The organism is Sorangium sp. So ce375 (assembly GCF_051473855.1).
Lineage (GTDB): Bacteria > Myxococcota_A > Polyangia > Polyangiales > Polyangiaceae > Sorangium.
On sequence record NZ_CP150335.1, the window covers coordinates 12,064,863 to 12,076,955 of the forward strand.

6 protein-coding genes are annotated in these 12,093 nt (G+C 74.6%); 2 read left to right on the top strand and 4 right to left on the bottom strand.

Going from position 1 to position 12,093, the window contains the following annotated elements; translation table 11 throughout:
• Positions 1–157 precede the first annotated feature (157 nt).
• From WME90_RS44845 to WME90_RS44860, 4 genes are all read right to left on the bottom strand, one after another.
• On the bottom strand, positions 158–1,318 hold the full coding sequence (locus tag WME90_RS44845) for a hypothetical protein (RefSeq protein WP_437278239.1): 1,161 nt from the start codon (positions 1,316–1,318) through the stop codon (positions 158–160).
• A 466-nt stretch (positions 1,319–1,784) separates the two neighbouring features.
• The gene (locus WME90_RS44850) at positions 1,785–2,396 is read right to left on the bottom strand and encodes a DUF488 domain-containing protein (protein WP_437278240.1); all 612 of its coding nucleotides are present in this window, start codon (positions 2,394–2,396) and stop codon (positions 1,785–1,787) included.
• A gap of 62 nt (positions 2,397–2,458) precedes the next feature.
• Positions 2,459–7,840: a hypothetical protein gene (locus WME90_RS44855; RefSeq protein WP_437278241.1), complete on the bottom strand. Its 5,382-nt coding sequence runs from the start codon at positions 7,838–7,840 to the stop codon at positions 2,459–2,461.
• A complete protein-coding gene (locus tag WME90_RS44860; RefSeq protein WP_437278242.1) occupies positions 7,837–9,813 on the bottom strand; it encodes an ATP-binding protein in 1,977 nt (658 codons plus the stop codon). The genes WME90_RS44855 and WME90_RS44860 overlap by 4 nt, the downstream gene beginning before the upstream one ends.
• A gap of 643 nt (positions 9,814–10,456) precedes the next feature.
• Between WME90_RS44860 and WME90_RS44865 the strand changes: the two genes are divergently transcribed.
• Together WME90_RS44865 and WME90_RS44870 are read left to right on the top strand one after the other, a co-directional pair.
• The gene (locus WME90_RS44865) at positions 10,457–11,512 is read left to right on the top strand and encodes an AAA family ATPase (RefSeq protein ID WP_437278243.1); all 1,056 of its coding nucleotides are present in this window, start codon (positions 10,457–10,459) and stop codon (positions 11,510–11,512) included.
• Positions 11,509–12,039, top strand: coding sequence for a hypothetical protein (locus WME90_RS44870; protein WP_437278244.1), 531 nt, complete (start codon positions 11,509–11,511; stop codon positions 12,037–12,039). The genes WME90_RS44865 and WME90_RS44870 overlap by 4 nt, the downstream gene beginning before the upstream one ends.
• Positions 12,040–12,093: the final 54 nt, after the last annotated feature.

Sequence of the window (12,093 nt, forward strand, 5' to 3'; positions counted from 1 at the left end):
TTTCCTGGGCGCGTGAAGCCCCGTGAAACGCAGCGTCAGGACCGCCGCGCGGCGACGGCGTCTCGGGTGCTCCGAAGAAGGGGAGTGAAGCGCGAGGGACTCATCTCACCTCCTGGAGATTGGAGAGGAGATGAGTCCCTGTCCCAGGGCTCAGCGGTCAGGCGCCGCCGGCTCCACCTGCGCCACCCGCGCCGCCGGCTCCGCCAGCGCCACCCGCGCCGCCAGCGCCACCCGCGCCGCCAGCGCCACCCGCGCCGCCAGCGCCACCCGCGCCGCCGGCTCCGCCAGCGCCACCCGCGCCGCCAGCTCCGCCCGCGCCACCTGCGCCACCCGCGCCACCCTCGCCCTCGTTGCTCAGCGGGTACGCCGGGTCGAGGCAGAAGAAGCCATCAGGCGTCTCGGCGCACTTGTCCGGATTCTTGCAATCGTCGTCGTCCGCGCACTCCTCCGCCGTGAAGATGCAGAACCCGTTGTCCGGGAGACCGAAGTCCTCGCAGCGGGCGTTCGGCAACAGGCAATCGTCGTGCGCCCTGCACGCCTTGGTGCAGGCGCCGAAGTCGCCGGCGCCGACGATTTCCGCGAACTGATAGAGGCAGAGACCGTTCGTGAACCCGCCGCAGTCGGACTTGGCCACATCGCCGCCGAAGCCGCAGAACTCGGTGCACGCGCCGACCTCGCCGGGGAAGCCCGCGCACCACCCGGCGCACGGGTCCTCTTCGGCGTCGATGTCGCACGCGGCGCCCATCGGCAGGCCCTCGTGCGGCGCGTCGACGCACACGTTCTGCCTGGGATCGCAGCTGCGGCCGGAGTCGGCGCACTGCGAATCGGAGCCGCAGTTCGGCGTGCAGACCGTCACGCCTGCATCGACCTCCTCACAGCGCAGCTCATCGCGGCCGTGGCACTTGAACGGGTCGAGCTCCGCGTCGAGCGAATCGATCTCGGGCTCTCCGAAGGTGCAGCCCAGGTAGCACATGCCATCGAGGCAGGCGCTGCCCTCGCCTTCACAGTCGCCATCGTCGGAGCACTCCGTCGTGCAGTACCCGCCCGCAGGACCGCCCGCCTCGGCCGACTCCAGGGCGCAGATGCCGTCCGGCCCGCAGTCGGCGTCGGCCGTGCAGCGGGTGCCGAGGTACTCGGCCGTGCCCGGCCCCGCGCCCGTGCCGCTCACGGCTCCCGAGGACGAGCTCGTGTTCGAAGAGGTCGAGCTCGACGAGCCTCCTCCTGCGCCCGGATCCGGATCGCCGTTGCTGCAACCGATAAAGCCAGCAGAGAAGGCGACCGAGGTGAGCAGGATCGCCGAGATGCGTTGCACTTTCATTACTGTCTCCCGAGCCAGGAGGCCCTGCCCACACCGGGGCGCGCCTTCATGTGATTTCGGGACCGTAACGGAATCGGCTCGGCGCCGCCATACCGGACGGGCTGGGGAGCGCTCGATGTCGAGCTCCGCGGAAAGCCTCCGTGGGAGCGGATGACGCTCCCACGGTCGCGCCCGTCATCAGGACGTCAGTGCGACGACTGATGGTCTATTTTTCAGGTGATGCCCGACTAGACCGCTACACGGACTTCGTGATTTTTGGCACGTACCGTACTGCCCTCCGCTCGGCGCTGGTGAGCGGCCAGCGATACCGGAGGTCGATCGCGGGCTCCCAGCCAGCGTGTGTCGGCGGGTCGTCGCGGGCGAGCAGGACCCAGATCTCGTGGCGAACCGCCGGCTCCCGGTCGGTGAGCGCGGGTGTACCTGGCGGCGCGGCGCGGCCCGCCTGTGGCTCGCTGGGCGTCCGAGATCACCGCGCGCGGCGCGGGCGCGCGGGCTTTCCCGGCGAGGGCGCGCGCTCCGCAGCGGCCCCGCCGAGCGGCAGCGCGCGCTGCGCGCCGACGTCGTAGATCAGGTGGCCGGCGCCGTCGGGCCGGGCGGCGGGGTTCAGCTCGTGCGCGGCCTGCGCGCCGGGGCCGAGCAGGTGGACGACCGTGAGGCCGCGCGCGACGAGGGCGTCGGCGATGAGGCGGCGGTGGCACCGCCACCAGAGCGTCTCGGCGCAGAGGAGGGCCATGCGCCGCCCGGCCCGCGCTTCCGCCTCGATCTCGGAAAGCGCGCGCTGGAACGTGTCGGTCTCCATGTGATCGGCGTAGGCCCGGAAGCTCGCGTTCTCCCAGGCGATGTGGGGCGAATCGGCCCGCCCGGTCCGCCGTCCACCGAGGGCGTCGCCGCGGAAGACGTAGGTCACCCCGAGCGGAGGCAGGGCCTCGGCGAGCGCGGCGCGGGCGAGGTGAGGGGACCGGCTCGATCCCGGGAACCTCCGGACGTCGACGAGCGTGTCGGCCGGCCCCTCGCCGAGCAGCTCGACGAGCTCTTCGAGGCCGCGGGTGCCGTGGCCGACGGTGAAGACGGTGTCCACGGGGAAGAGCTTTGCGCCCCGGCGGCGCGCCGGCAACGCGGGAAGCGAGGCGAGCGCGCGCGCTACCCGATGGAGCGCAGCAGATGATCGAGCGCCCGGCGCTCCTCCGCGTCGGTGACCGACTGGAGCGCCCGGTTCACCTCGCCGACGGCGGCCGCCGCCAGCAGCGCGACGGCCGCCGGATCGGGCGCCCCGCGCGCGCGCAGCCACGCGAGCGCCTCGTGCTCGGTGTTGATGACGATGTGGCTCCGGCTCGCGTCGTAGCGGATCGGCCGCCCTGAGCGGCCCTCGACGACGGCGCGGACCGGGGACCCCTCGAGGTTCATCTGGGCGATGGCCTCGTGGAGCGCGGCCGCGAGCGGACCTCCGGGCGCCGCGCCCTGCCCGTCGGGCGCGGGGCCGAGCGGCGGCGCCTCGCCGCCGAGCAGGCCGAGCACGCTGCGCCACAGCGCGCTGGCCCAGGCTCGCGCGCCGCTCGCGTCGGGCGGCGCTTCCGCGGCGGGCGGCTCCGCGGCGCGCGGGGCCGCGGGAGCCTGCGCGCCGCGCGGGGGCACCGGCGCCTGCGCGCCGCGCGGCGCCGCCGGACGCTCCACGCCGCGCGGGGCCTTCCGCGGCTCCGCGCCGCGGGCGCCGGCGGTAGGAAGGCCGGCCCCGGAGGCGAGCCCGATCTCCGCAGGCGCCGCCGCCGCCCGAGGGGCGCCGAGCTCGCGCAGCGCGCCGGGGGCGGTGCGGTGGCGCAGCACCTCGACCAGCGGCGAGCCGTCGTCGAGCAGCACGAACGCCGGCGTGCCGTCCGGGAAATCGCCGTCCGCGCTCCCCCGGCGATCGGAGATCCACAGGCAGCCGCTCGCCGCGAGCTCGGCGCGGACAGCCGCCGGGCCGACGCTCTCCCCCGCGGCGGTCCGCGCCGCGAGCTTGCCGCCGGAGAGGCGGCCGAGGAGGTGCAAGTTCCACAGGTACGGCGCCGCGGCCGCCTCGTCCGAGAGCTCGGCCGCCATCGAGGCCGCGGCCTCCATGGCGAGCTCCGCGACGACGTCCCAGCGCGCCTCGCGCGGCGGCCAGACGAGGAGCCGCCCCTCGACCGGCACACGCTCGACCACGCCGGCCCCCCCGCCCGTCCTGCAGAGCAGCGCGCGCGGCGTGAACCCGTCCCCGTCGCTCCCTCCGCGGCCCTCGCCGAGGATCGCCGCGGAGGGCGCCGCGACGAGCACCAGCGGCGCGCGCGGCCACCGCGCGGGCAGCCACAGCGCGCCGGTCACGAACAGCGGCCGGGGCCAGGTGGTGGCGACGTCGATCCACCGCGTCGCGAGCGCGTCGCCGGGCGGCGCGAGCCGGGCGCGCAGCCACCGCGCGGCGGCGTCGCGCACCGCCTGCCGGAGCCTCGCCGCGTCCCCGCGCGCCTTGAGCCCGTCGAAGGCGCGGTTCGGCTCGAGCGCGTCGTCGTTGATGGCCGCGCACAGGGGCCACCCGTCGCCGGCGTCGAGCGCGCAGAGCGGGCGCCGCCCAACGTGCACCGCGATGCCCGCCGCCCCGGCGTGCTCCGGGACGAGCAGGCCGATCTCGCCGTGCGCGGGCGGCGCGGCCTCCTGCGCTCCCGCCGGCCGCTCGAAGGGCACGATCGCGAAGCACGCCGCGCGCGCGGCCGCGTCGAGGCCGACGGCGGCGAGCGGCGGCGCCGCGAGGCGCTCCTCGGCCGCGCGATCGCGCGCGACCGCCTCGGTGATGTCCTTGATGAGCACGGCCGTCGCGAGCTGCAGCCGCTCGGGCTCGCTCAGCGTGAGGACCGGCCGCTCGTAGCGTTGCTTCGGGTAGGGCGGCGGCGTCGAGGTGCACAGCCACCCGGCGCGCGGGTCGCGCCGCAGGTCGTCGAGCGAGAAGAGGTTCCCCTCGATGTCGTGGAAGAGCGGCGCGCGCGCCGCCTCCGCGACGACGCGCTTGCCCTGGGCCAGCGTCCTCAGGACCGCGCGGCGCGCGTGGCCCCGCGCGAACGGCGGCAGCTCGTCGAAGCGCGGCGCGAGCGAGATGAGGTGGCGGCCCGCGGCCTTGGCGATGCGCGTCAGGAGCGCGCGCGAGGCGTCCCTCGGCGGATCCGCCGCGCCGGCGCGCACGAGGACGCGCAGCGGGATCGGCAGATCCACCTCGACGCGCCGCTCGGCGCCGTCGGGGCCGACGAAGCGCGCGTCCGAGCCCGGCCCCTCGACGATCTCGATCTCGCCTTCGAGCCCCTGCACGCCGAGCGCGGCGGCGCTCACGCGCAGCCGCGGGTGCGACGGCGCGCCCGGCAGCGCGAGCGGCGCGCGCGAGGAGCCAGCGGCTCCGCCGCGCGCGCCTTGCTCCTGCTGCGCCCTGCCAGAGGAGGCGCGGCGCTCCTGCTCGAGCGCGGCGTGGCGCTCCTGCTCGAGCGCGGCGCGGCGCTCCTGCTCGAGCGCGGCGCGCTGCCGCCGCGCCGGCACCCCGCTCTGCGCCAGGAGGGCGCGCCCGCCGGCCCACCGCACCAGGGCCGCGCGCTCTCGCGGGTCGCGGACGACGACGGGGTGCCAGGAGAGCGTCTCGAAGCCGGGCGCCGCGTCGAGCACCGGGATCGGCGCCGGCGCCGGGTGTGTCGCGTCGAGCATCTCGAGCGAGCACGCGACCTCCTCGCCGCGCGCGTCGAGCACGCCGAGCAGCGGCAGGCGCCGGATGCGCGCGGCGAGCTCGCCCAGCGACGCCTCGATGGGCGCGCTCTTCGCGCGCGCCGAGAGCGCCCGCGCGCTGTCGAGGAGGTAGGCGCTCACGCGGACGTCGGGCCTGCCGCGCTCGCGCAGCGGATCGCCCCGCAAGCCGAGCCGCGCGCGCGCCGCGGCGTCGCCCTCCAGCGCCGCCACGAGCGCCTCGCAGAGCGCGCGCTCGACCAGGTGGACGGCGGCGTCGTGGCGCGGCGACAGGAGGCCGTTCCAGCCGCTGTTCGGCGCCGCCGCGTCGTCGTCGATCGCGACGGCGGCGGGGCCGAGCAGCGGCGCGGCCGTCAGGGTGGCGAGCGGCCGCGACGCGTGGTGCCACGCCTCCACCATCGCGTCGCTCGGCGTGGCGAACGCGAGGAAGCCAGGGCCGCTGACATCCAGGACCGGCGCGCCGGCGGGGAGCGCCGCGAGCTTCTCCAGGGATGCCGCGAGCGCGCGCCGCCGCGCCGGCCCTCGCGCCGCGAGCTCGTCCTCGGTGAAGAGCCCCTGGGCGTAAGGGATGAGCTCGCGCTCCGGGAGCGCCGCGGCGAGCCAGTCGAGCTCGCGCTGCGATACGGCGAGCACCGTCCGCCGGTCGGCCGCGCGCCCCAGCGCCTCGGGCGGGGCTGTGCAGAGGCCGCGCGTCGGCCGGGAGAGCACGGAGAGGCCGTTCAGGCTGATGAAGCGTCCCGTCGCGAGCGTGGGCCAGATCCGCGCATTCAGGAGGCCTTCGAAGCTCGAGGGCGCGAGGCCGTCGTCCGGGGGCGGCCCCGCGCCGCCGCCGTCCCCGGCGCCGCCGTCTGCGGCGCCGAGGCGCTGCGGCGCGCAGAACACCGCGCCGATCGCGGCGCGCAGCGCGGGCCTCACGCGCGCGAGCTCGCCCTCGGGCGCAGGCGCGTCCCGCTGCGCCTCGCCCGGTCCGAAGAGCCGCCTCGCCTCGCGGTCGGCCGCGGCGAGCGCCACCTTCAGCGCGTGGCGGACGGCGCGCCAGAAGCGCGCGTCGCGCTCGACCCCGTCGTACGCGAACCGCGGCCGCACGCGCCCCTTCCACGCGAGCGCGATCTCGACGGGCAAGGGGACGGCGGCGGGGTCGAGCTCCACGGTCTCGAGGTGCCGCCCCTCCACGAACACCCGGACTTCTGCGCCGCGCGGGGGCTCGCGGTCGTCGGCGAAGACCGCCAGCTCGCCGCGGAGGCCGGCGAGCGGCCCTTCGTCCACGTGGAAGGCGTCGCGGAACGCGTGCTCCGGGGAGGGCGGCACGACGGGCTCGCTGGTCGCGTGCTGGAGGAACGCCCTGCGGCGCTCGGCGCCGAGCTTCGCCTGCTCGATCATGGCCTCGGCGTCGGCCAGCGGGAGCCCGGCGAGCGCGCGCTCGACGAGGCCCCCGTGGCTCCAGACCACGTCGTGGGCCCAGGGGGCGAGCGCCTTCGGGAGCTTCGCGTCGCCGCGGAACAGGTAGAGGAGCGACCCGTCGTGCGCGTGGCGCGCGTCGAGCGACGCGAGCGACATCGGCCGTCCGTGCCCGTCGCGGAGCAGCGGGAGCTCGCGCACGGCCTGCGCCTCGGCGGGCAGCTCGGCGCCTGTCCGCGCCGCTCCGGTCGCGACGCACGCGAAGGCCCCGAGCGCGTCCGCGAGCCGGCCGCGGTCCTCGTCGACGACGAGCGCGCCGTCGGGGATCGCGCCCTCGTCGCAGACGAGCGCGGCGAGGGCCTTGATGGCGTCGAGCAGCGCGCCGGCCGCCGCGTCGCGGAGCCGCGCGCGGAGGGGCGCGTCCTCGCGCAGCGCCGAGCGCGACGCGTTGGTGGGCAGCTCGTCCGCGTCGATGACGACGCGGACCGGGAGCTCCACGCCCTGGTAGGGCGCCGAGGGGAACCGTGGCGCGAAGCTCCAGCGCTCGCGGGCGAGCCGCACGCCGTGCTCGAGGTAGTCGACGGCGGGCAGCCCGGAGGGGAGCGGGGCGACGGGTGTGGAGAGGGAGAGCGAGCGGGACGCCGAGCTGCTCGGCCCTGCTGCGGGCTCGGGGGGCGCGACGATCTCCAGCGCGGCGCGGCGCGCGCCGCGCACGTGGAACGGCACGCGCACGAGCACCGCGAGGTCGCTGTCCGGGAGGGCGCGGCGCAGCGGCTCGCCGGCGAGCGCGATCGGGATCGGGAAGTCGCCGGTGGCCGCGGCGAGGTGCGCGAGCTCGGGCGGGCTATCGCCCGTGATCGCCCGGCGCAGCACCGACCAGCCGAGCCTCCGCCGCACCTCGATGCGCAGGCCGACCGCGGGCATTCCGGGCGGCCGCGGCACCTGGTCGCAGGCGGGGGCGGCGGCCGACGCGGGGGCCTCGGGGGGCGCCTCGAGCAGGGTGGGCGTGAAGCGCACGCGCGTGCAGGTCGCGCCTGCGGCCTCGCCGGAAGGTCCGGTCGTGAGCAGATCGACGCGCGCCGGCCGCAGCCCGAGCGCCGCGTTCACGCCGAGCGCGAGCAGGCGGAGCCGCCGGGACGCGGCGTCGGGCGCGGCGTTGAGCACGTGGTCGAGGAGGCGCGTCAAGGCGGGCCCGTCGGGCGGCTCTCCGTCGAAGGTCACGACGAGGTCGTCGGCGTCGTAGCGGAGATCGATCTGCGTCGCGCCCCCGGCCGCGGCGGCGCGGACGAGCTCGAGGAGGTAGAGGTCCAGGTCGACGAGCAGGTGCTCCCTGAGCTTCTGGACGGCGCGGCGGGCATCGACCCGGATCGCGCCGCGGGCGACGACCCGGCTCATCGCGGCGACCTCCTTGGCGCGGGGCGCTTCCCACCTGAGGGCGATCTCTCGCGTCCCGAGGGCGATCTCTCGCGGCCTGCGGGCGCCCTCTCGCCGCGCGTTGCGCCCGCGAGGGGCGGCGGGCTCTCGCCGCGCGTTGCGCCCGCGAGGGGCGGCGGGCTCTCGCCGCGCGTTGCGCCTGCGAGGGGCGGCGGGCTCGACGAGAGGTCGAGGAGCCGGTCGCTGTCCTCGGGATCGAGCGGCCCCTTGGCTTCGACGAGCAGCGCGCGGGCGAGCAGGTTGCCTGCGGTCACCGCGTCGACGGCGGCGCGCCTGCGCGCGAGGGCCACCGTATCGCTCTCGATGTTGAGGTAGAGGGTGTGTCCGGACGGGAAGCGCGCCGCGCGGCGCACGACCTCGCGCGCGGCGTGGCAGCTCTGCTCGGGCCCGCTGCGCTCCGCGCTTCCGGGCAGGAGGATCCCGCACCGCTCTCGGAGGGCGCCCTCGACCTGGCAGAGGCTCACCCGGGCGACCCCGTGCCGGGCGCGGGCGAGCGCGTCGGCGATCACCCGGAGGAGCGGGGCGTCGGCCGCGCGGGCGCGCTCCGGCACCTCGCGCACGAGCAGGTAGGCGGCGTGCGCCTTCTCGACGCGCGCGGCCGGGAAGCACCGCTTCAGCAGCGCCCTGGTGGCGGGGTGGTTGCACAGCACGACGGGCAGCCCGCTGCGCGCCATGGCTGCGGTCAGCGCGTCGGGCTGCCTGGCGACGAGCAACGGCTCGCGCCACGGCGCGAGCGCCCTGAGGCCGGCGCGGCACCTGTCGCCTGCGACGGGGCTCGCGAGCGGGAACGGGATCTCGTCCGGATCGAGGGTGGTCGGCGGCGACAGCGCCGCTTCCAGCATCGCCGCGTAGGTGGCGGCGCCCCCGGCCTCGCCTGCGGCTGCGGCGGCTGCGGCGTGCGGGAGGCGGGCGGCGAGCTCGCGCCGGAGCGGACCTTTGACGAGCTCGCGCACGCGCGCGATCGCCTCCCAGAAGGCGTCGTCGCGCCGTACGTTGTCGCGGCTCAGGGTGTGCTGGAGGTGCGGGCTCATCACCTTGAACCGCACGCCCGAGAGCCCACTGAAGAGCTCGTCCGCGGTCTCGAACAGGGTGAGCCCGCGGTTGTAGAAGCCGGCGAAGCTCTGGCCGTGCTCGAGTGCGGGGTCCCCGTCCTGGGGTGGAGCGAGGTGCTGGGGTGGAGCGAGGTGCTGGGGTGGAGCGGGGTGCTGGGGTGGAGCGAGGTGCTGGGGTGGAGCGGGGTGCTGAGCTCCGGCGGAGGGGCCGACCACGACGGTGGTCTCTTCGTGGACGGCGGTCACGGAGACGGGCGCTGCGACGGAGAGCGGCGTATCGATGCGCAGCGTGTTCGTCCGGGAGCTGCCTTCGTGGTCTGCGACGCGGAGGGTGAGCTCGCGGTCCGCGTGGCGGCACCAGCGGCGGAGCGCGGCCTGCGCGCGGCGCGCGTGCTCCACGAACGCCTCCCGGTCGAGCCGCTGGATCACGGTCACGCGTGTGCCGCTGCCCTGTCGCGGCCCGGCGTCCTCGAGCTCGTAGCTCGTGTCGCTGTGCAGCCGGAGGAGCCAGGCCTTCCCGTCGCGCCACGTCTCCACGTCGACCTGCTCCGGCTGGAGGGCGAACACGGAGACGAAGCCGACGCCGTATTTGCCGATCTTCGTGAGGTCGCCTTCTTTCGACGAGCTGAAGAGGGTGAGCAGCGGCCCCTCGATGTCCTCGCGGCTCATGCCGCACCCGTCGTCGGTGACCGAGGTGGCGCACGCGCCGGCCAGCGCCTCGACGCGCACGTCGATCTTCCGCGCGCCGGCGTCCATGCCGTTCTGCACGAGCTCGCGGAGGAAGGCGTACGGATCGGCGAACTGCTGCACCATGTCCGCGACCGGCCCTGGGGGCGGCGGGCGCGCTGCGCGGTCCTCGCGAGAGGAGCGGTAGGGGGCCATGCGTGCTGCGAGGGTATCACACGGGGAGAGCTGCGGTTGGAAGGGGGCCTGCGGGGGCTGGAGGGGTGGAATCCGTGCGAGAGATCCGGAGCTCTGGGGAGCAGGGTAAGAAGGTGCTGTCGGGTTGCCCCGTCCAGCGGCGCTCCGGTCGATCCCGCTCTCGGTTTCGCGCGCCGTTTCGTGGAGGCAGATGCGGCGCGGCGTTGATTGATGAGGACGGCTCCGAGAGGGCGGATGCCCACCCCCGGCCCGTGCTCGGCGCTCCGCGCCTGCGCGCGGTCCGCCCCTCCCCAATCGCGCGCTCCGCGCGCTCAGGGAGGGGGCGCCGTCTGGCACCTGCAGCCGGGGTGCGAATTCCGGAGAAGGGAGCGCGTGCACGAACTGCGTCAAGACATCAGCCCGAGCCTGAAGAGCGTATCGGCTCACAGCGGCCAGAGCGTCCGGTATGGGTGGGTAGCCAGCGCCACGCCGCCGCTCGACAGGTGGCGCGAGCGTCTGCTGGGGCCACCTCGCCGTAAGGACCTCCCTTCGTGACCCGCCCCGGTCTGTCCCGGGGCGCCCCCTCTGTGTGACCGCTCGCGATCATTGAGCTACGCTGCCGCCGTCGCCGTCCTGCACCGTCAACGAGAAGCCGCGGAGAGCCATGAAGGTTCAGCACCTGCACTTGAAGCAGTTCAGCGCGTTCGAGGACGTCGAGCTCGCCTTTTCACCGGGGATCAACGTCTTCCTGGGCACCAACGCGACGGGGAAGAGCCACACCATGAAGGCGCTCTATGCCCCGCTCAAGACGCTCGAGCAGGAGGGCTCGGTCATCCCCCTGGATCTGCGGCTGCACGAGAAGCTGGCCAACGTCTTCCGACCGGACGACGCGTACATGGGAAGGCTCGTCCACCGCCGCAAGGGGCAGGGCAAGGGGTTCATCACCATCCGAGGAGCGACGGGCGACGTCGCGGTCGTGCTGAACACGAGGGGCAAACAGCAGGTCGAGGTCAAGACCGCGACCTGGAAGACCGAGGCGCCATCCATCTTCCTGCCGACGCGGGAGGTCCTCGCCATGTTCGAGGGGTTCATCGCGGCATACCAGGAACGCAAGCTCTCGTTCGATGAGACATACTATGACGCCTGCGTCGCCCTCAGCCAGGCGGCGCTGCGCGGCCCCCGATCCGAGGAGGCGAGGGTGCTGATCGAGCCGATCGAGACCGCGCTCGGTGGCAAGGTCTCGCTCCAGGGCGGTCGGTTCTATCTCCTGCGCAAGGACGGCAGCATGGAGGCGCACCTCGTCGCCGAAGGGCTCCGCAAGATCGCATGCCTCGCCCACATGGTCTCGAACGGCTCGTTGACGACGAACGGCATCCTCTTCTGGGACGAACCCGAGGCCAACCTGAACCCGCAGCTCGTCTCGCTGGTTGTCGACATCCTCCTCGAGCTGGGCAAGCGCGGCGTGCAGATCTTCGTCACGACGCACGATTACCTGCTCTCGCACAAGCTGTCGCTCCTCTCCGAGTACAGAAAGCAGCCCGACGTGCCGATCCGGTTCTTTGCTTTCCACCGCGAGGAGGCGCACGGCCCTGCGCTCGTCGATGCCGGCGATACGTTGGCCGAACTGCCGACCAACCCGATCCTGGATGAGTTTTCGCGGCACTACGACTTCGAGCGCAAGCTCTTCGACGAGGCGCCCGAGGAGGGCGCCGCGGAATGAGCTTCGTACACGACGAGGGCAAGCTTCGTTTCGCCTTCGACAGCGACTGGAAAATCCTGAAGTGGGACGACCACGGCGCGTATGTCGGTGGGCTGCAGAGGTTTCAAGAAACCAAGGCGGTCGATTTCTTCGGTCTGTATCTCGACGAGCCTTACTTCATCGAAGTCAAGGACTTCCGCGGTCACCGGATTGAGAACAAGGTCCGCCTCTCGAGCGGAGAGCTCGCTCGAGAGGTCGCGTACAAGGTGCGGGATACCGTCGCGGCCATGGTGTGGGCCTGCGATCGCTTGCCGCTCGATCGCGGTGAGCTGCGTGGCTTCGTGCGACGGATCCTCGCCCGCACCAAGAAGGTTCCCGTCGTGCTCTGGCTGGAAGAAGATCGCCCGCTTGAGCCTGCGATCGCCTCAACGCTCGGCGAAGCCATCAAGCGCGAGCTCACCTGGCTCAATCCGAGGGTCCTTGTGACATGCCGGTCCCTCGTCCAGACCGACCCGGTCCACGGCCTCGTGGTCACGAACCTTTCGTGACGCGATTCACGAATCTCCTGCACCCCACGTCTCACCACCTCTCCCGCTCCGGTC

Bases quoted from the DNA above. Each gene is read 5' to 3' on its own strand.
- WME90_RS44845 (WP_437278239.1), bottom strand. From the start codon at position 1,318: ATGAAAGTGCAACGCATCTCGGCGATCCTGCTCACCTCGGTCGCCTTC.
- WME90_RS44855 (WP_437278241.1), bottom strand. From the start codon at position 7,840: ATGAGCCGGGTCGTCGCCCGCGGCGCGATCCGGGTCGATGCCCGCCGC.
- WME90_RS44860 (WP_437278242.1), bottom strand. From the start codon at position 9,813: ATGGCCCCCTACCGCTCCTCTCGCGAGGACCGCGCAGCGCGCCCGCCG.
- WME90_RS44865 (WP_437278243.1), top strand. From the start codon at position 10,457: ATGAAGGTTCAGCACCTGCACTTGAAGCAGTTCAGCGCGTTCGAGGAC.
- WME90_RS44870 (WP_437278244.1), top strand. From the start codon at position 11,509: ATGAGCTTCGTACACGACGAGGGCAAGCTTCGTTTCGCCTTCGACAGC.